Origin of the sequence: Actinomadura sp. B10D3, assembly GCF_039871695.1 — a bacterium.
GTDB lineage: Bacteria > Actinomycetota > Actinomycetes > Streptosporangiales > Streptosporangiaceae > Spirillospora > Spirillospora madurae.
The window spans coordinates 456,310-474,814 of sequence record NZ_JBDPLY010000002.1 but is presented as its reverse complement, the minus strand read 5'-3'; the positions used below and the strand labels follow the sequence as shown (position 1 = coordinate 474,814).

Sequence of the window (18,505 nt, the reverse complement as noted above, 5' to 3'; positions counted from 1 at the left end):
AGATCGCCATATACAGGGGTAATCTCGCCACCAAGGACGGTGGGGAGGACGTGTGAGCGCGCTTCGGGTCGGTGTGCTGGCCTATCCGGGCTGCTTCGCGTCCGAGGTGTTCGGCGTCCCCGACCTGCTCACCATGGCGGCCCACGTCGCCGGCCCGGACCGCGCCGGGTACGAGGTGTCGATCGTCTCGCCCCGCCGCCGCGTCGTCGCGTCCGGCGGAGTCGCGCTGGCGGTCGCTCCCGTGCGGGAGGTCGACGTCCTCGTCGTGCCCGGGTTCGAGCTCCATCCGGGTCTGGACGTGGACGCCATGCTCGCGTCCCTGTCCCCCGAGATCGCCGCGATCCGCTCGCACGCCGCGAGGGGCGACGCCGTCGTCTCGATCTGCGTCGGCGCGTTCCTCCTCGCCGAGGCGGGGCTTCTCGACCGGCGCCGGGCCACGACCGCGTGGCTCTTCGCGGACGAGCTGGCCCGCCGCTGCCCGGACGCCGACGTCGGCACCGACCACATCGTCGTCACCGACACGGGGGTGACGACGACGGCCGCCTTCAGCGCGATGTACGACTTCGCGCTGGAACTGATCCGCCGCCACAGCGGCGCCGGCGTGGCGCGGACGACGGCGCGCATGGCGCTCGTGGACGACGCGCGCGCGTCGCAGTCCCCGTACGTCGACACCCGGGTCCTCCCGCAGCCCGGAGACGAGTTCTCCCGCAGGGTGATGCGGTGGCTCGACCAGAACCTCGCCTCCCGCTACGACCTCGCGGCGCTGTCGGCCGCGTTCAACGTCAGCCCGCGGACGCTGCTGCGGCGCTTCGCCCGCGAGACCGGCCGGAGCCCCCTCGACTACCTGCAGTCGTCCCGCGTCCGCCGCGCCCGCCACCTGCTGGAGACCACGGACCGGTCGATCGCCTCCATATCCGCCACGGTCGGCTACCGGGACGCCGGAACCTTCGCCGCTCTCTTCGCGAGGCACACCGGCAAGCGCCCAAGGGACTACCGCACGACGTTCCGCCGCGACGCCCGCGTCCCGGAGCGCGGACCGGACGTCTGACGCCGGGCGGTACCGCAACCCGGCGGGGGTGGCGTGCAAGGGCCCGCGTCCCCGGAATGCGCGGGCCCTTGCGGCCGGTCAGCCGGTGACGGGGAGGTCGCCGGGGATCGGGGTCGGGGTCGGGGCCTCACCGGGCGGGGTGGCCGGGGAGGACGGGGTGCCCGGGTCGGACGGCTCCGACGGCTGGCCCGGCTGGGACGGGGTGCCCTTGCCGCAGGTGGCGGACGCGATGCTGACGGTCTGGGTCTTGCCGGCGATGGTCGCGCTCACCTCGATGGCCGTGACGGTGAGGGTGCCGTCCGCGGCGCGGACCTGCCGGTTCAGCGTGACGGTGGCGTTGCCCACCTGGGGCACGTTGACGTGGACGGTCGTGTTGGGCGTCGCGGCGGCCTTCAGCGTCCGGCCGTTCAGCCTCGCCTTGACCAGGTTCGAGACGCCGGTGCCGTCCTTGCACTTGGCGGTGACGAGGTGCGCGGAAAGGCCGAGCTTGACGGCCTTCAGGTCGGCCACGGACGCCCGCGCGTACCCGGACCCGGCGGCGGCGTTGAGCAGCCGCGCCTCGAGCAGCGGGTTGGCGGGGAGCTCGGCGACGCTCTTGCGCTCCGGCTGCTGGGCGGCCGACGTCACCGCGGGGATCGCGGGGAGGGCGACCGGGCCGCTGGCGGAGATGGCGGAGGCGGAGCCGGCGCTGCCGGTGGCGGACGCGGTGGGGACGCCCAGCGTGAACGGCAGGGCGAGCGCGCCGGCGACGGCCGCGCACTTGGTGAGTGCCTGCAAACGCACGGTATTTCTCCTTCGGGGGGTTGGTGATCTCAGGGGGTGGAGCGGGACCGGCCGGGCGGCCGGACGTTCATTCGGTGATGTGGACGGGCGTCCCGAGCGGCACCTCCGCGAGCTGCTTCAGCGCGTCCGCGGGGACGCGCACGCAGCCGTGCGTGACGGCCTTGCCGAAGACGGACTTGGACGGCCAGCCGTGGAACGCGACCGTCCCCGGGCCGCCGCCGAAGGTGTCGAGGGTGGCGGAGTGGGCGCCGACCGGCAGGATCAGCGGGCTGTAGGTCGGCTTCTCGGGCGCCAGGGAGGCGAGCAGGAACGTCCGCCCGGTGGGGGTGGGGGTCTTCGGCGCGCCGACGGCCACCGACCAGGCGCCGGTCTTGCGGCCGTCGCGGGACAGGGTCAGCCGCCGGTCGCTGAGGTCGACCTCGATGACGCCGGAGCTGCGCGCGGCCTTGAGGCCGGAGTCGGGGATCCAGCCCGTCACGCCGTTCGGGCGGCTCGGCAGCAGGACGCGCCGCCAGCCGGGCCGGGACTCGAGGACGGGTACCCAGGTGGGGCCCTTCAGCTGGGTGCTGGGCAGTTCCGCCACGGCGGGCGCGCCGGGCTTGGCGGACACCGGGACGGCGGCGTCCGGGTGCACCACCGTGCCGTCCGTCGTGCCGGACGGCGCCGTGTCGTGCGGCAGGTCGTTCAGCGTCGTGTAGGTGGTCGCCTGCGGCAGCTTGTCCGAGCCGCCCGCGGGCGACGCTCCGCCGCCCGAACCGGGGTTGCCGCCACCTCCGCATCCGGTCACGAGCAGGGCCGTCACCAGCAGTGCCGGGGCCGCCGTCCGGGCGGCGCGCGGTGGTTCGTCGCTCACGAAGACTCCAAGTGATCCGCCGGAGGGGGGCTCCGGCTCGCCTCTGTGCCCGCTGTCTACGCACGAGGCCCCGCCAGGGTTGCACGGTGTGCGGAGCGAGTCGCGGGGTGTGATCCACCTCATGGGGTGGAGTGTCCGGAACAATCCGGGATTGACACGTGTTTGAACCCTCAACTAACCTTCGACAAGTCGTTGAAGTTTCAAGTATCCTTCCCTGAGGAGCCAGCATGAGCATCGCCGCCGTCACCCCCGAGCTGACCGCCGGTACCTGGAACATCGACCCCGCGCACTCCGAGGTCACCTTCGTGATCCGGCACCTGATGACCAAGGTGCGGGGCGTGTTCACCGACTTCAGCGGCACCGTGCAGATCACGGAGGAGCTCTCCGAGTCCACCGCCGCGGCGGAGATCAAGGTCGCCTCGATCGACACCCGCCACGCCGACCGGGACGCGCACGTGCGCGCCTCCGAGGTCCTGGACGTGGAGAAGTACCCGGTCATGAAGTTCGCGACCAAGGGCGTCCGGGCCGAGGGCGGCGAGTACTTCCTGGACGGCGAGCTGACCATCAAGGACGTGACCCGCCCGATCACCCTGTCCGTGGAGTTCAACGGCGTCGCCGAGGACCCCTGGGGCGGGACGCGCGCCGGGTTCTCCGCCGAGACCACGATCAACCGCAAGGACTGGGGCATCGAGTTCAACGTGCCGCTGAAGGGCGAGAAGGCGCTGCTCAGCGACAAGGTCGACATCCAGCTCGAGGTCCAGGCCGTCCGCGCCTGAGCCTCCCCGCCGCAAAGGGCCGTCCGTTCACGGGCGGCCCTTCGCGCTATTCGAGGGGCAGCCGGAGCGCGAAGCGGGCGCCGGACGGGTTGTCCTCGACCGTCAGCGTCCCGCCCTGCGCCTGGGCGATCTCGCGGGCGATCGCGAGGCCGAGGCCAGTGCCGCCGGCGTCGCGGCTGCGGGCGGTGTCCAGGCGGGTGAAGCGCTCGAAGACGCGTTCCCGGTCGGCGGGCGCGATGCCCACACCGTCGTCGGTGACGGTCAGCAGCGCCACGCCGTCCGCCGCGGACAGCTCCACCGTGATCCGCGTGTCGGCGTAGCGCTCCGCGTTGTCCAGCAGGTTGCCGAGCAGGCGGACGAGCTGCATGCGCACGCCGCGGACCGTGACGCCGCGGGCGATCTCCGTGTCGATCTTCAGGGTGAAGGCGCGGCGGCGGATCTCGGCGTCCGCCAGCTCGGACAGGTCGACCGGGCGCTGCGACGCGGTCCCGCCCGTGCCGATGCGGGCGAGCAGCAGCAGGTCGGTGACGATCGACTCCAGCCGGTCGGTGTCCCGCAGCGCCGAGGCGACGACGGCCCGCAGGTCGTTGTCCTCCGGGTGCATGGTCGCGTCCTCCAGGTTGGCCCGGAGCCCGGCGATCGGGGTGCGCAGCTCGTGGGAGGCGTCGGAGGCGAACTGCCGCTGCCGCCCGACGGCGCGCTCCAGCCGGTCGAGCGTCTCGTTCGCGGTCCGGGCGAGCTGGGCGATCTCGTCCTCCCCGGCCGGCTGGGGCACCCGGCGGCTGAGGTCGGTGGCGCTGATCTCGGCGAGCTGCGCGCGGATCGCCTCGACCGGGCCGAGGGTGCGGCCGACGACCCGCCAGGTGACCCACGCGGCGAACCCGGCGAGCAGCAGCACGGCGACCGCGAGGACCGCCTCCAGCAGGCCGTTGACCAGGTAGGACGGCTGCCGGTTCGCCGCGTACACCACGACGGAGTCGGCCGCGGTGCTGACGCGGATGGCCTCCACGACGAAGCACTCGCGGCCCGGCCAGGACCCGTGGCACGTCGTGAAGTCGCGGACCCGCAGGTTGCTCGACGGCCAGAGTCTGCTCACCGGCGGCATGTCCGTTGCGGCGGGCGTGGCGTTGGCCACCCGCCCGCCGGGCTCGACGACCTGCACGAGGACGCGCCCCCGGCTGTCGTCCCGGATCGGGCCCTCCAGCGTCCCGTCGCGGACGGCGCCGCTGACTCGCCGGGCGTCCACCTGGGTCTCGCGGAGAAGATCGGCCTTGACCGCGCTGCGCACGGCGTAGTCGGCGCCGATCGCGGTGACGCCGAGGACGAGGGCGGCGATGACGGCGGCGACGAGTGTGTCCCTGGCCCGGATGGAACGGGGGCGCACGCGCATGGACCCTCCTGGCCGACGTCCCGGTCTCCCGGCACAAGGACACACGCTACCGGGCGGTCACGAAACGGGGAGGCCGAAATTCCGCGCCGGGTTTTCACCTTCGCTCACCGGGACATCCCGTTTTATGACGGTTCCTCCGGAGCACCAGGGACGGACACATGGGCAGGGACGTGGCCTCGGTCACCATCAGCGGCGAGGATCGGCGGCGGTATCGCGACAAGGTACGACGGTGTCTTGACGTGCTGGCCCGCATGCTGGGCGAATCCCAGTTCGACTTCGAACGGCCCCACATAGGTTTGGAGATCGAGCTCAACCTGATCGACTCGCTCGGCGACCCGCTGATGCGCAACGCGGACGTCCTCAAGGCCATCGCCGACCCGGCCTGGGCGACCGAGCTGGGCCAGTTCAACCTGGAGATCAACATTCCGCCCCGGATCCTCGGCGGCGAGAACACCGGCGAACTGGAGACCGAGGTCCGCGAGCACCTCGTGCACGCCGACGGCCGCGCCCGCGAGGTCGGCGGCCGGCTCGTGATGATCGGGATCCTGCCGACGCTGCGCAAGACCGACATCGGCGAGGAGTCGCTGTCGGCCAACGCCCGCTACAAGATGCTCAACGACCAGATCTTCGCGGCGCGCGGCGAGGAGATGCGGATCGCGATCGACGGCCCCGAGCCGCTGCGCATGCACGCCGACACGATCATCCCCGAGGCCGCCTGCACCAGCGTCCAGTTCCACCTCCAGGTCAGCCCCGACCAGTTCGGCGCCTACTGGAACGCCGCGCAGGCCATCGCGGGCGCCCAGGTCGCGGTCGGCGCCAACTCCCCCTTCCTGTTCGGGCACCGGCTCTGGCACGAGACCCGCATCACCCTGTTCGAGCAGGCCACCGACACCCGCCCGGACGAGCTGAAGACCCAGGGCGTCCGGCCGCGCGTGTGGTTCGGCGAGCGCTGGATCACCTCCGTCTTCGACCTGTTCGAGGAGAACGCCCGCTACTTCCCGTCCCTTCTGCCGCTGTGCGACGAGGAGGACCCGCGCGAGATCCTGGACGACGGCGGGGTCCCCGAGCTCGGCGAGCTGACCCTCCACAACGGCACGATCTACCGCTGGAACCGTCCCATCTACGCCGTCGTGGACGGCCGGCCGCACCTGCGCGTGGAGAACCGCGTCCTGCCGGCCGGGCCGTCCGTCGCCGACGTCGTCGCCAACGGCGCCTTCTACTACGGCCTCGTCCGGATGCTCGCCGAGGCGGACCGTCCCGTCTGGACGCGCATGTCCTTCGCCACCGCCGAGGAGAACCTGCACCGCGCCGCCCGCGACGGCCTCGACTCGACGCTCTACTGGCCCGGCATGGGCGAGGTGCCCGCGCCCGAGCTCATCCTGCGCAAGCTGCTCCCCCTCGCCCACGAGGGCCTCGACCGCTGGGGCGTCGACCCGGTCCGCCGCGACCACCTCCTCGGCATCATCGAGCGGCGCTGCGTCACGGGGCGGACCGGCGCCGCCTGGCAGATCGGCACCGTCGGCCACCTCGAAGAGGAGCACGGCGTGTCCCGCCACGACGCGCTGCGCATGATGACCCGCTCCTACGCGGAACACCTGCGCGACAACGAACCCGTCCACACGTGGGAGATCTGACCCGGAGATCTTCACAGGTCCTGCACAAATCGCACTCGGGGCATGCATACCGGGCTTCTAGAGTCTGGTTCCGTGACCGAGAACGAGACGCGCGTCCTCGTCGTGGAGGACGAGCCGACCATCGCGCGCGCGGTGGCCGACCGGCTCGCGGCCGAGGGCTTCGCCGTCGAGGTGGCCGGTGACGGCCCTTCGGCGGTCGAGCGCGCCCGCGGGTACCGGCCGCACCTGATCGTCCTGGACGTGATGCTGCCCGGCTTCGACGGGCTGGAGGTGTGCCGGCGCGTCCAGGCGGAGCGTCCCGTGCCGGTGCTGATGCTGACGGCCCGCGACGACGAGACCGACCTGCTCGTCGGCCTCGGCGTCGGCGCGGACGACTACGTGACCAAGCCGTTCAGCATGCGGGAGCTGGTCGCCCGCATCCGCGCCGTGCTGCGGCGCGTGGAACGGCCCGCGATCGACGCCGCGGACGGGCCGGTGCGGCTCGGCGGCCTGGAGGTCGACCAGCGGGCGCGGCGCGTCCGCCGGGACGGCCGCGAGGTGCACCTGACGCCCACCGAGTTCGACCTGCTCGCCTGCTTCCTGCGCAACCGCGGGGCGGTGCTGACCCGCGCCGTCCTGCTCGAACAGGTCTGGGACTGGGCGGACGCGTCCGGCACCCGCGTCGTGGACAGCCACGTCAAGGCCCTGCGCCGCAAGCTCGGCCAGGGGTTGATCCGGACCGTGCACGGCGTCGGATACAGCATGGAGGCGGCCCCGTGACCGCCGTCATCCACAGGCTGTGGGCGAAGCTGCCCCGCCCGCTGGACCCGCTCCGCTCGATCAAGGTGAAGTTCGGCGTCGTGGTGGTCGTCACCGCCTGCGTCGCCGTGCTGATCGTCCTGTGGGGCTACCCGCTGGGGTTCCGGGCCCGGCAGACGCTGCCGGTCGGCGTCCTCATCTCCCTGGTCGTCATCCAGCTGCTCGCGCACGGCATGACCGCGCCGCTGCGCGAGATGACGGCGGCGGCGCGGGCCATGGCGCGCGGCGACTACAGCCGCCGGGTGCGGGCCACGTCCCGGGACGAGGTCGGCGAGCTGGCGCAGGCGTTCAACCGGATGGCCGCCGACCTCGCCGAGGTCGACCGGCAGCGCCGGGAGTTCGTCGCGAACGTCTCGCACGAGCTGCGCACCCCGATCAGCGCGCTGCGGGCCGTCCTGGAGAACGTCGCGGACGGCGTCACGCCCGCGACGCCGGACGTCCTGCAGACCGCGCTCGACCAGACCGAGCGGCTCGGCCGCCTCGTCACCCAGCTCCTCGACCTGTCGCGGGTCGAGGCGGGGGCGGCGGTGCTGGACGTCACCGACATCGACGTCGCCGCGTTCATCGCCGACGTCGTCGCGGAGGCGGGCGGCGGCCACCCGGAGGCGGTCTTCGAGTCCGACGTCACCCCGGGCCTGCGCGCCGCCGCCGACCGCGACCGCCTCCACCAGGTGGTCGCCAACCTGCTCGACAACGCCGCCCGGCACGGCGCCGGCAAGCCCGTCACCGTCACGGCCCGGCCGCCCGGGAACTCGCAGGGCGGTCTGGTCATCGAAGTCACCGATGAGGGTCCTGGCATCCCGCCCGAAGAGCGCGACCGCGTCTTCGAGCGCTTCTCCCGCGGCGCGGCGTCCGGCACGGGCACGCCCGGCGGCGGGACGGGCCTCGGCCTCACCATCGCGAGCTGGGCCACCGACCTGCACGGCGGCGACATCACCGTCCTCGACACCCCGACCGGCTGCCGCATCCGCGTCGTGATCCCCCCGATCTCCGGAGAACCCACATGACGAACCCACCACAGGACCCGCCCGGGAAGTCACCCGGACCCGGCGAACCCCCGGCGGACGGCTCCGCCGAGGCGCCCGGCACTCCCGCGAAGGTCGGAGCGGACGCGTCCGCCCGGCCCGCCGCCGGCACCGGGAACGCGCCCGGCGCGCCCGGGGCGCCGCCGCCCGGCGCACCCCAGGCGGGCTGGGCCGCGCCTCAGCTGGCGCCCGGCGCGCCCCGGGTGCCGCCGCCCGGCGCGCCCCAGGTGCCGCCGCCGCCCGGCGTGAACCCGTTCGCGCAGCGGCCCGGGTATCCCCCGGCGCAGCCGTTCGTCTACACGCCGACCAAGCTGGAGAAGGCGTTCACCGCCTGGAAGCAGCCCTCGCAGGCGATGCCGCCGGCGCTCGTCGCGGGTGCGGTCATCACGGCGGTCATCGGGGCGGCCGCGCTCGGCCCCGCCCTGATGGACGGCCTCGGCGTCGGCGTGCTCATCGCCGCGGCCGCCGTCGCCTACCTGGCGGGCGCGTCGACGTGGTCGGCGGGACGGATGACGCGCCCGGCCTCCGCGAAGTACGGGCGGTTCGCGCGGCTGAACCGGACCGCCCTCGCGTTCGTGCCGCTGGCGGTCGCGCTGTCCGCGACCGCCGCCGTCCGGGACGCGCAGTGGGTCGTCGCCCCGGCGCTCCTGCTCGCGGTCGCCGTCGGCTCGTACGGGACGGCCGGCGGGCGGTCCTGGGCGGAGGTGCTGTGCGGCGGGCTCGCCGTCCTGCCGGCGGGCGCCCTGATGGTGCCGTGGACGGCGCGCGGCGCCTACGGGGCGGCGACGTCCGGGCGGCGCAACACCTGGCCGGTCATCCGGACCGGGCTCATCGCGACCGGGCTGATCGCGGTGTTCGGCGCGCTGTTCGTCGGCGCGGACGCGGCGTTCGGGAGCCTCGCCGAAGGGCTCGTCCCGGAGGTCTCGCCGGGCACCGTCTTCGTCTACGGGTTCGCGGGCGCCGTCACGCTGATGCTCGCGTGCGCCGGCGCGTTCCTCGGGCAGGCGCCTCCGCCGCTGCACATCCTGATCCCCGAGCGGGCCAAGCCCGCCGGCCGCTGGTCCTGGGCGGTGCCGATCGCCGCGCTCGACCTGCTGTTCCTGGTGTTCTGCACGATCCAGGCGGGCATCTTCCTGGCCGACGACAAGGACGAGCTGCTCCGCTCCACCGGCCTCACCTACGCCGAGTACGCGCGGCAGGGGTTCTTCCAGCTCGTCGTCGTCACCGTGCTCGTCCTCGTGGTCGTCGCCGTGGCGAAGCGGTACGCGCCCTCCGCGACCCGCGCCGACCGGATCACCGTCCGGACCCTGCTGGGGCTGCTCTGCGTGCTGACCCTGGTCGTCGTCGCCGTCGCCCTGCGCCGCCTGTACCTGTACGAGGAGACGTACGGCTGGACGAGGCTGCGCCTGTGGGTGCACGCGTTCGAGTTGTGGCTCGGCTTCGTCGTGGTGCTGGTGGCCGTCGCCGGGATCGTGAAGGGCCGCGTCGCCTGGCTGCCGCGGGCGGTCGCCGCCAGCGGTGCCGTCGCGATGATCGCCCTGGCGGGGGTCAACCCGGACGGGTTCATCGCCGAGCACAACGTCGCCCGGTACTCCGACACCGGGAAGATCGACGTCGGCTACCTGCGGAACCTGTCCGCCGACGCCGTCCCCGCCCTGGACCGGCTGCCCGAGCCGATGCGGTCGTGCGCGCTGCGCTCGATCGCCTTCGACCTGCGGGAGGACGACGCGGCGATGAGCACGAACCTGGCCCGGGAGCGGGCCCGCACCATCCTGGAGAGCCGTCCGTCCAGCAACACGGCGGACTGCTCTACCATTTCGACTCGATCGTGAGGAGGGCGTACGCGGCGACCGTCGAGTCGTCGGTGATGCGGCCGTCCCGGATCAGCGCCTTGAACTCCTCCCGGGACACCCACTTCTGCCGCATGTCCTGCTCCTCGGGCTCGCGGTCGGTCTCGCCCGCCTCCAGGTCGGACGCGACGAAGATGTTGAAGCCCTGCCCGCTCGTCCCGTGCGAGCAGTTCAGGTAGCCGAGATGCCTCAGCGTCCCGGCGCGCAGGCCGGTCTCCTGCGCCAGCTCCAGCCGGGCGAGCTCCTCCGGATCGGCGTCCTGCCGGCCGGGGAGCGAGCCCTGCGGGAAGCTCCACGTCCGCCTGCCGATCGGGTACCGGTACTCCTCGACGAGGTGGAACCCGTCGCCCTCGATGGGGATGACCAGCACGAAGTCGGGCTTGTCGATGACGCCGTAGATGCCGCGCGAGCCGTCCAGCCGCTCGACCTCGTCCTCCCGGACGACCATCCACGGGTTCTCGTACACCACCCGCGTGCCGACCCGGCGGACCGCGGGCCCGTCCCCTTCGCTCATCTGGTGCTCACGCTCCCGACCCGTAGCGGTACACGAGTTCGTGCCGGTCGCCGACCACCACCCGGTGGGTGACCTCGACGACGCGGTCCTCCTGGTCGTAGGCGCGGCGCCACAGCGTCAGGACGGGCTGGTCGGAACCGATCTCCAGCCGCTCCTGCTCGTCCGCGCGGGGGAGCCGGCACGTCACCGACTCCTCGAAGGTGATCCGGAAGCCCGCCTCCTCCAGGCGGGAGTAGATGCCGCCCGGCCCGGTGTCGACCTCCCGCAGCACCGGGATCCGCTCGACGACGTCGAGGATCACCCAGGTCGTCGCCGTCTGCACGGGCGGCCCGCCCTCGACCCCCTGGAGGCGGCCGCGTTCCAGGACACGGGTGCCGAGCGGGACGTCCAGCCGGGGCGCGAGCCGCTCGCACGCCTCGATCTCCCGGACGGTCGTGCGGGTGAACGGCCTGTGCCCGTCCTTCTGCGCCGACACGTGGAACCCGCGCCACTCGCCGACCTGCCGCGTGATGTCGGCCGCCGCGCGCCGCACCTTCGGCGCCGTCCGCACCTGCGCGCCCGCGCCGTGCCGCAGCTCCACGAGGCCCTGGTCGGCGAGCATCCGCAGCGCCCGCCGGACGGTCGAGCGGTCGGCCCCGTAGGCGCGCGCCAGTTCCCGCTCGGACGGCAGCCAGGCCCCCGGGTCGAGCTCGCCCTCGACGATGCGGGCGGCGAGCGCGTTGCCGATCGCCTGTGCCTTCGTGGGAGGTCGCGGCATATCAGATCCTGCTCCGGGGTCACTGCGTTGACCTCACACCGTACAGATCCCCACCGCGCCGGCGTCCTCTTGGGGTTCTGCCGAACGCGTTGTGGGCGGTGTTTGGTCGTCCTATGGTAGACCTACCATAGGCCGACCGAGGGAGTCCCGCGTGATGTCGGTGTCCATGTGCATGCCCGGCTGGCACAGCGAACGCTCGAGCAGGGGCCTGCGGGCCACCCGCGTCACGCCGCTGTCGGACTACCAGCTGCTCAACGGCTGCCTTGAGGAGATCGTCGCCGCGGACGAGGGCGAGCTGTGGCTGCTGTGCGACGCGCAGACCCGGCTGGCCGAGCGCGTCGCCACCGCCGAGCGGCTGAGGTCGTCCCGGCTGGCCCGGTCCGAGCGGGGGCCGGTCAGCTCCGCCTGAGGCTGACCACCTCGCCGGAGTCGCCGACCGCCTCCCGGGCGGGCGGGATGATCCGCTCGCCCGCGTTGTCGGCGAGCAGCGCGCGGGCGCGCAGCACGATCTCCAGGTCGAAGCGCAGGTCCGGGTCGAGCAGCTGGTCGCCGAACAGCTCCTCCAGCTGGCGCAGCCGGTACCGGACGGTCTGCGGGTGGACGTGCAGCCGCATCGCGACCTCGTTGGCGTTGCGGCCCGACTGGAGCCAGGCCAGCAGCGTCTCGGCGAGCCGGTCCTGCTGGCTGGCCCGCAGGTGCGCGAGCGGCGCGAGCCGCAGGTCGGCGAGCGAGGTGATGAGCCCCTCGTCCTGGAACAGGATCAGCGTGGACATGTGCTCCACGCTCCGGATCACGCCGCTCTCCGCCTCGATCACGCCGCGCTGGACGAGGCACAGCGTCTTGCGCGCCCACTGGATCGAGCGCGCCGCCTCCATCAGCGGGACGGTCGGGCCGACGACCGCGAGCGTCCCGGCCAGGGCCCGGTCGACGAGCTTGGCGCGGCCGGGGCCGTCCGGGTCGGGGATGATCAGGCTGGGCGTGCGGCGGGTGAGGTCGGCGAGCACGTCGGGCGGGAACGCGGGCTGCCGGGTGTCCTGGGGGTGCCGGCCGAGCGCGACCGCGGCGATCGTCCGCGGGACGGGCCAGTGCGCGGCGGCGGCGAGGTCGGCGATGGCCTCCTGGGCGGCGGGCGGGTCGGCGAACAGCAGGTCGAGCAGGCGCTTGCGGCGGCGCTGCATCTCGCCCGCGACGGCCGCCTTGGCCTGGGAGAAGCCCTCGGCGGCGGCGTGCGCCAGCTCGTCCTGGAACTGCATGAGGACCTCGCCGACGGCGCCGAGCGTGCGCGGCGAGACCTTCAGCGCCTCGGCGCCCTCGGTCATCCGGCGCCAGGCGACCATGCCGCCGACCCGCATCGCGGTCTGCATGGCGTCGAGGCTGCGCCCCTCGCCCGCCTCGCCGCGGCCGATGGCGCGGAAGAAGTCGGTCACCGGTGCCGGATCATGGCCGGGATCGGCCACCCGGTCGACGAAGTAGTGGAGCACGCGCTCGACGGCGAGGCGGAGGGTCCCCGAATAGGAACCGTCGCCCGGCCGGTCGTACTCCCTGACGCGCGTCTGGATTTCCTGGATCATGTCGTCCGCCACCTCGTCGAGGTGGGGTCGCATGTGATCCGCCAGTTCTCTCGGCAGATCCGCCCACGGGCGCCCGCTGGTGGTCGAACCGTCGTCCGCCACAGAACCTCCCAGCTCGGTCCCCCTGCGTTGCGCGCCGGACACACGGGGTAATTACTTACTTATGTGACCTATGTGGGGCAAATCATGACCCGTGACGTGCTCGGGCGCAAAGTCTAGGTCGATATACGACCGGCTCCGGCCGGGTGGTTGAACGGTCCTCCACAATTCCCGGACGCACTGGCCTGACCGCCCTTCCGGTGCGACAGTGAAGGGACGGACGAGTACTCCGTGAGGTGGTCACGTGCCTGCCAACCCCGCCGACCGCGTACCTCCCGAGTCCCTGGCCGCCGCCGGCCGGGCCGTCGACGAGCGGTTCGGCGCCGCCGCGTTCGCGCGCAAGTCGCTGCGCAAGGCGTTCCCCGACCACTGGAGCTTCCTGCTCGGCGAGATCGCCATGTACGCGTTCGTCATCATCCTGCTGACGGGCGTCTACCTGACGCTCTTCTTCGTCCCGAGCCAGAACGAGGTCGTCTACAACGGCTCGTACGGGCCGCTCAAGGGCGTCCGGATGAGCGAGGCGTACGCGTCGACGCTGCACATCAGCTTCGATGTGCGCGGCGGGCTGCTCATGCGGCAGATCCACCACTGGGCGACGAACGTGTTCATGGCCGCGATCGCCATCCACCTGCTGCGCAACTTCTTCACCGGCGCGTTCCGCAAGCCCCGCGAGCTGAACTGGCTCATCGGGATCGTGCTGTTCATGCTCGTCATGGTGAACGGCCTGTTCGGCTACTCGCTGCCGGACGACCTGCTGTCGGGCACCGGGATCCGCATCCTCGAAGGCGTCATCGCCTCGATCCCGCTGGTCGGCTCCTACGCGGTGATGTTCCTGTTCGGCGGCGAGTTCCCGGGGACGGACATCATCCCGCGGCTCTACGTCATCCACATCCTGCTGATCCCGGGCATCCTCGCGGCGCTGATCCCGCTGCACGCGATCGTCCTCACGTGGCGGCAGACGCACACCCAGTTCCCGGGCAAGGGCAGCTCGAACACGACCGTCCGCGGCTATCCGTTCTTCCCCGTCTTCATCGCCAAGACGACCGCGTTCTTCCTGTGGGTGTTCGCGGTGACCGCGCTGCTCGCGACGTTCTTCCAGATCAACCCGATCTGGCTGTTCGGCCCGTACGACCCGGGGGCGATCAGCTCCGGCTCGCAGCCCGACTGGTACATGGGCTGGCTGGAGGGCGCGCTGCGGATGATGCCCGCGTGGGAGATCAACGCCTGGGGCCACACCCTGCCGATGAGCGTCCTCGTCCCCGCGCTCGTCGTGCCGGGCGTGCTGTTCACCGGCCTCGCCGTCTACCCGTTCGTCGAGCGGTGGGTCACGGGCGACCACCGCATCCACCACCTGCTCGACCGTCCCCGCGACGTCCCCGCCCGGACGGGCATCGGCAGCGCCGGCGTCGTCTTCTACGGGGTGCTCTGGGCGGCCGGCGGCAACGACGTGATCGCCGACCGCTTCGACATCCCGCTGTTCTGGACGACCTGGTTCTTCCGCTGCGCCATCATCCTCGGCCCGGTGCTCGCCTACATCGCCGCGTACCGGATCTGCCTCGGCCTCCAGCACCGCGACGTCGCGCTCGCCCACCACGGCCTGGAGACCGGCATCATCCGGCGCCTCCCCAGCGGGGAGTACATCGAGGTCGAGCGGCCCGCGGGCGAGGAGGGCCTGGCCCCCGTGACCGACCCCCGCCCGCCCTCCGCGGTGCCCCTCGGCCGTCCCGAGACGGAGGGCGTGGCCCCGCCGGAGGCCCGCACCCGCCTCGGCCGCGTGCGCATCGCCCTCAACGCCCGCTTCCGGCGCGACCTGGCCTCCCCGCCGAGCCGGGCCGAGGAGGACGAGCACAAGGCCCTCCGCCCCTGACCGTTCTGCCGGCGGCGCCTCCGGCGGGCCGGCTCCTCCGGAGGGCCAGGCTCCGGAGGAGGTCGGCGACCGGGGCGAGATCGGCGATCTCTGCCCGGCACCGCGCGCAGCCCTCCAGGTGGGCGCGCATGCGCGACCGGTCGCCGGGCGCCAGGACGCCGAGGACGTAGGCCCCGGCGTCCGTCCGCGACGGGCAGCTCACGGCCGGTCCCGCCGGCCGCCCCGCGTGCGTTCGAGCCAGCCCGGCCAGAGCCGCCCGGCCACCCGCGCGTCCAGCCGGCCCCCGAGGTGCATCGACCGCCACACGCCCCGGTACCCGGGCAGGACGCCGGACGCGACGAGGACGTGGCCCGCGATGAGCAGCGTGCAGGCGTACGTGGCCCATGTGTGGACGCGGACCAGCACGGCGAACGTGGGACCGCCGTGCAGTGTCGCCATCCCCGCCCCGCTCCCGATCAGGAGGAGCAGGCCGAGCACGAGGAGGACGTTGGCGATCCGCTGCCCCGGATCGAAGTGGCCGTCATGCCGGGCGAACCGTCCCGTCCAGGCCGCCGCGGGCCACGTGAGGAGCCATCGCGCGTCCCCCGGGCGGAACCGCAGCGACTCCACCGCGAACGTGCGCACCGCGCGGATGCCGAGGACGAGACCGGCGGCGACGAGGCCCGTCAGCGCCCACCCCGCGTCCTTGTGCAGGGTGGTGTCCGGCAGGCGGAACAGCTTGGCCGCCAGGCTCGGCCGGCCCTCATGCCCGAGGAGCAGCCACCAGCCGGTCACCAGCAGCAGGAACACCCCGAGATAGACGGCCGCGTGGAACCACCGCACGGGCCGGGTGTACCGCTCGACCGTGGCGCACCGGCGCGTCCCGGGTGCACGCGTGTCCTGCGGCCTAGTAGTCATAGATGCCGCCGCCGCCCGAGCCGCCTCCGTCGGAACCGCCTCCGCCGGAACCGCCGTTCGTGACGTTCACCTCGACCTTGGCGCTCGCCCCCGCCGAGGAGTGGTCGGCGTGCTGGAGCGTCACGCCGATGGTGTGCCGCCCGGCCGGCAGGTCCTTGATCTGGAACGGCGAGGACGTCACGACCGTGTAGTCGTCCGTCCTACCGTCGATGATCACGTGGACGTGGTCCTTGCCGGACTCCTCGGGGCCGATCTCCTCGCTGCTGCTGAACCTCAACGTCACCGGCGCCCGCACGTCCGCGCCCGCCGCCGGCGCCTCGATCTTCACCGACGGACCGCCGCCGCCCCCGCCCGCGGCCTCCGTGCCCGTCTCCGGGCTTCCGCCGCACGCGCCCAGCCCCAGCACCGCCGCGGCGACGCCGGCCATAAGGATCTTCGTTCGCACGAGTCGCTCCTCGCCTCCGGAATCCATGTCCGCGGTAATACGGCGAGGCGCGCCGAAGAGATTCGTCGTTTCGTGAACCCTTTTGACCCTCGCGCCCGTATTGCACATGTGGGATCTTTCCGATGAGTCACTGCTCACCGGCATGGCCGCGGGCGATGCCGAAACGGCGGCCGTCTTCGTCCGGCGGTACCAGGCCCGCGTCTACGGACTGGCGTACGCGCTGGTCGGATCCTCGGCGATAGCGGAGGAGGTGGCGCAGGAGGCGTTCCTGCGCGCCTGGCGGCACGCGGGCGCCTACGACCCCCGCAAGGGCCGTGCCGTCACCTGGCTGCTGACCATCACCCGGAACCTCGCCGTGGACGCGATGCGCCTGCGCGGCGACCGGCCCGTCGATCCGCACATCCTGCTCCACACGCTCACCGGCGACGAGCGGGCGGTCGCCACCACGAGCTACGAGGACGCCGAGGAGCTGCGCGAAGCCCTGCGGGCCCTCCCCCCTGAGCAGAGCGTGCCCATCGTGCTGTCGGTGTACTACGGGCTGACGGCCGGCGAGATCGCCGAGCGCGAGCACATACCCTTGGGAACGGCGAAGACCCGGCTCCGCCGGGGGCTCGCCAGACTCCGCGAGGCGCTGGGGGTGACCCATGACTGACAGTCCCGCCTGCGCCGAGACAAGGCGCCTCCTGCCCGAGCTCGCGGCGGGCGTCGCGCCGGCCGAGGAGCGCGCGCGGGCGCTGCGCCACATCGCCGGGTGCGGCCGGTGCCACCGCGAGCTGGAGGCCCAGACGGCGATCGTCGACGAGCTGCTCCGGCTCGTCCCGGAGCGGCAGCCGCCCGCCGGGTTCGAGGCCGCCGCGCTCGCGCCCATGCTGCGCCGGCGCCGGTCCCGGCGCCTGCGCAACGCCCTCGTGCTGGCCGCGGCGGCCGTGGTCATCGCCGGAGCGTCGGGCGGTGCGGTCTGGCAGCGGACCGAGAGCGACCGGAACCTCGCCGACAGCTACCGCCAGACGCTCTCCGTCGCCCACGGCCGGTACCTGCGCACGGTCCCCGTCGACGCGGGCGGCGCCGGAGGCGCGGAGCCCGCGGGCTACGTGTTCGCCTACCAGGGCTCGCCCGCCTGGCTGTTCGTCACGATGACCGCCGCGCGCCGACCGGGCGCCTACCAGGTGTCCCTGACCACCCGCGAGGGCCGCAACGTCGCACTGGGCAGTATGAACGTCGAGGACGCGCAGGGTTCGTGGGGACGGACGGTGCCGGTCTCCGTCCACGACATCCTCGTGATGCGGTTCCAGGGGCCGTCCGGCGAGCTCCTCGCCCGCTTCGGCTGAGCCGGGCCGTCCGTCAGCCGGGCTTGCGGGCGACGGCCGTCCAGCCGGCGTCGCTGATGTACTCGCCGCCGTAGGGACGCCATTCGTGGAGGGGGACGACGCCCGGCTCGACGATGGTGAGGCCGTCCAGGAGCGCGGTCACCTGGTCGCGGGTGCGGGCCACGAGGGGAGCGCTCGCCGACTCCGACCGGTAGGTCTCGCCGACCTGCGCGTTGCGCCGCTCCTCCGCGGCCGCGTGGGACAGGATGACGTGGCTGCCGGCCGGGAGCGGGTCGACGAAGCGCCGGACGAGCGCGGCCGGGTCGTCCTCGTCCGGGAGGAAGTGCAGGACGGCGACGAACAGCACGCACACCGGGCGCTCGACGTCGATCAGCCGGTGGACGTCCGGGTCGCCCAAGATCGTGTCCGGTTCGCGCACGTCGGCCTGGATGATGGCGGTGCGCTCGTCGGTGGCGACCAGCGCCCGCGCGTGGACGACCACCATCGGATCGTTGTCCACGTACACGACGCGGGCGTCCGGCTGCGACTCGCGGGCGATCTCGTGGACGTTGCCCTGCGTGGGCAGCCCGGTGCCGATGTCGAGGAACTGGTCGAGACCGAGGCCGGCGACATGGCGCACGGCCCGCTGGAGGAACGCGCGGTTCGCCCGCGCGACGCCCTCCACCGTGGGCAGCGCCTTGACCACCGCCTCGGCGGCGGCGCGGTCGGAGGCGTAGTTGTCCTTGCCGCCGAGGAAGTAGTCGTACATCCGGGCCACGCTCGGCGTGCCGGCGTCCACGCCGGGAACCGGCTCGGCGTCGTCCCCTGAACCCGTCATCGCGTCACCCACGGCACGGCTCCTTAACGGCACAAACCATGATCATTTAGTCT

General features: G+C 73.1%; 20 protein-coding genes. 10 read left to right on the top strand and 10 right to left on the bottom strand.

Annotation, left to right across the window (positions count from 1 at the left end; all coding sequences use genetic code 11):
- Positions 1–52: 52 nt before the first annotated feature.
- Positions 53–1,048, top strand: coding sequence for a helix-turn-helix domain-containing protein (locus ABGB11_RS05510; RefSeq protein WP_347629417.1), 996 nt, complete (start codon positions 53–55; stop codon positions 1,046–1,048).
- A gap of 78 nt (positions 1,049–1,126) precedes the next feature.
- Here ABGB11_RS05510 and ABGB11_RS05505 read toward each other — a convergent pair whose 3' ends face one another.
- Both ABGB11_RS05505 and ABGB11_RS05500 read right to left on the bottom strand, forming a co-directional pair.
- Positions 1,127–1,831 carry a hypothetical protein gene (locus tag ABGB11_RS05505; RefSeq protein ID WP_347629415.1) on the bottom strand — a complete coding sequence of 235 codons (705 nt, stop codon included), beginning with the start codon at positions 1,829–1,831 and terminating at the stop codon, positions 1,127–1,129.
- A 67-nt stretch (positions 1,832–1,898) separates the two neighbouring features.
- A complete protein-coding gene (locus tag ABGB11_RS05500) occupies positions 1,899–2,684 on the bottom strand; it encodes a L,D-transpeptidase (RefSeq protein ID WP_347629413.1) in 786 nt (261 codons plus the stop codon).
- 227 nt (positions 2,685–2,911) lie between these two features.
- On the opposite strand from ABGB11_RS05500, the gene ABGB11_RS05495 reads away from it, so the two are divergent.
- Positions 2,912–3,460 carry a YceI family protein gene (locus tag ABGB11_RS05495; RefSeq protein ID WP_347629411.1) on the top strand — a complete coding sequence of 183 codons (549 nt, stop codon included), beginning with the start codon at positions 2,912–2,914 and terminating at the stop codon, positions 3,458–3,460.
- A 46-nt stretch (positions 3,461–3,506) separates the two neighbouring features.
- On the opposite strand, the gene ABGB11_RS05490 is transcribed toward ABGB11_RS05495, so the two are convergent.
- Positions 3,507–4,850 (bottom strand): HAMP domain-containing sensor histidine kinase, encoded by a 1,344-nt coding sequence (locus ABGB11_RS05490; RefSeq protein WP_347629409.1) that lies wholly within the window; start codon positions 4,848–4,850, stop codon positions 3,507–3,509.
- Positions 4,851–5,008: 158 nt separating this feature from the next.
- Here ABGB11_RS05490 and ABGB11_RS05485 point away from each other — a divergent pair, with 158 nt between their 5' ends.
- The 4 genes from ABGB11_RS05485 to ABGB11_RS05470 all read left to right on the top strand — a co-directional run bounded on the left by ABGB11_RS05485 (position 5,009) and on the right by ABGB11_RS05470 (position 10,139).
- Positions 5,009–6,484 carry a glutamate--cysteine ligase gene (locus ABGB11_RS05485; RefSeq protein ID WP_347629407.1) on the top strand — a complete coding sequence of 492 codons (1,476 nt, stop codon included), beginning with the start codon at positions 5,009–5,011 and terminating at the stop codon, positions 6,482–6,484.
- A gap of 72 nt (positions 6,485–6,556) precedes the next feature.
- A complete protein-coding gene (locus tag ABGB11_RS05480; RefSeq protein WP_347629405.1) occupies positions 6,557–7,243 on the top strand; it encodes a response regulator transcription factor in 687 nt (228 codons plus the stop codon).
- A complete protein-coding gene (locus ABGB11_RS05475; RefSeq protein WP_347629403.1) occupies positions 7,240–8,289 on the top strand; it encodes a HAMP domain-containing sensor histidine kinase in 1,050 nt (349 codons plus the stop codon). The genes ABGB11_RS05480 and ABGB11_RS05475 overlap by 4 nt, the downstream gene beginning before the upstream one ends.
- Positions 8,286–10,139, top strand: a complete 1,854-nt coding sequence (locus tag ABGB11_RS05470; RefSeq protein ID WP_347629401.1) for a DUF4173 domain-containing protein — start codon at positions 8,286–8,288, stop codon at positions 10,137–10,139. The genes ABGB11_RS05475 and ABGB11_RS05470 overlap by 4 nt, the downstream gene beginning before the upstream one ends.
- Here ABGB11_RS05470 and ABGB11_RS05465 read toward each other — a convergent pair.
- Entirely contained in the window at positions 10,117–10,671 is a 555-nt protein-coding gene (locus tag ABGB11_RS05465; RefSeq protein ID WP_347629399.1) for an NUDIX hydrolase, read from the bottom strand. The genes ABGB11_RS05470 and ABGB11_RS05465 overlap by 23 nt on opposite strands.
- A 7-nt stretch (positions 10,672–10,678) precedes the next feature.
- A complete protein-coding gene (locus tag ABGB11_RS05460) occupies positions 10,679–11,428 on the bottom strand; it encodes a GntR family transcriptional regulator (RefSeq protein ID WP_347629397.1) in 750 nt (249 codons plus the stop codon).
- Between the two features lie 154 nt (positions 11,429–11,582).
- On the opposite strand from ABGB11_RS05460, the gene ABGB11_RS05455 reads away from it, so the two are divergent.
- Positions 11,583–11,837, top strand: a complete 255-nt coding sequence (locus ABGB11_RS05455; RefSeq protein ID WP_347629395.1) for a hypothetical protein — start codon at positions 11,583–11,585, stop codon at positions 11,835–11,837.
- Here the strand turns inward: ABGB11_RS05455 and ABGB11_RS05450 are convergent.
- On the bottom strand, positions 11,824–13,032 hold the full coding sequence (locus tag ABGB11_RS05450) for a helix-turn-helix domain-containing protein (protein WP_347629393.1): 1,209 nt from the start codon (positions 13,030–13,032) through the stop codon (positions 11,824–11,826). The two genes, ABGB11_RS05455 and ABGB11_RS05450, sit on opposite strands and share 14 nt — an antisense overlap.
- A gap of 310 nt (positions 13,033–13,342) precedes the next feature.
- On the opposite strand from ABGB11_RS05450, the gene ABGB11_RS05445 reads away from it, so the two are divergent.
- Positions 13,343–14,965, top strand: coding sequence for a ubiquinol-cytochrome c reductase cytochrome b subunit (locus ABGB11_RS05445; protein ID WP_347629391.1), 1,623 nt, complete (start codon positions 13,343–13,345; stop codon positions 14,963–14,965).
- Here the strand turns inward: ABGB11_RS05445 and ABGB11_RS05440 are convergent.
- From ABGB11_RS05440 to ABGB11_RS05430, 3 genes are read right to left on the bottom strand one after another with little or no spacing between them, the layout of a single operon-like run.
- Complete coding sequence (locus ABGB11_RS05440; RefSeq protein ID WP_347629389.1) at positions 14,886–15,167, bottom strand: zf-HC2 domain-containing protein; 282 nt, start codon at positions 15,165–15,167, stop codon at positions 14,886–14,888. The genes ABGB11_RS05445 and ABGB11_RS05440 overlap by 80 nt on opposite strands.
- Positions 15,164–15,862: a cytochrome b/b6 domain-containing protein gene (locus ABGB11_RS05435; RefSeq protein WP_347629387.1), complete on the bottom strand. Its 699-nt coding sequence runs from the start codon at positions 15,860–15,862 to the stop codon at positions 15,164–15,166. The genes ABGB11_RS05440 and ABGB11_RS05435 overlap by 4 nt, the downstream gene beginning before the upstream one ends.
- A complete protein-coding gene (locus ABGB11_RS05430) occupies positions 15,852–16,307 on the bottom strand; it encodes a hypothetical protein (protein ID WP_347629385.1) in 456 nt (151 codons plus the stop codon). The genes ABGB11_RS05435 and ABGB11_RS05430 overlap by 11 nt, the downstream gene beginning before the upstream one ends.
- 106 nt (positions 16,308–16,413) lie before the next feature.
- On the opposite strand from ABGB11_RS05430, the gene ABGB11_RS05425 reads away from it, so the two are divergent.
- The gene (locus ABGB11_RS05425; RefSeq protein WP_347629384.1) at positions 16,414–16,959 is read left to right on the top strand and encodes a sigma-70 family RNA polymerase sigma factor; all 546 of its coding nucleotides are present in this window, start codon (positions 16,414–16,416) and stop codon (positions 16,957–16,959) included.
- Positions 16,952–17,635: a zf-HC2 domain-containing protein gene (locus tag ABGB11_RS05420; protein ID WP_347629383.1), complete on the top strand. Its 684-nt coding sequence runs from the start codon at positions 16,952–16,954 to the stop codon at positions 17,633–17,635. The genes ABGB11_RS05425 and ABGB11_RS05420 overlap by 8 nt, the downstream gene beginning before the upstream one ends.
- A 13-nt stretch (positions 17,636–17,648) precedes the next feature.
- On the opposite strand, the gene ABGB11_RS05415 is transcribed toward ABGB11_RS05420, so the two are convergent.
- Positions 17,649–18,464, bottom strand: a complete 816-nt coding sequence (locus ABGB11_RS05415) for an SAM-dependent methyltransferase (protein ID WP_347629381.1) — start codon at positions 18,462–18,464, stop codon at positions 17,649–17,651.
- Between the last annotated feature and the right edge of the window lie 41 nt (positions 18,465–18,505).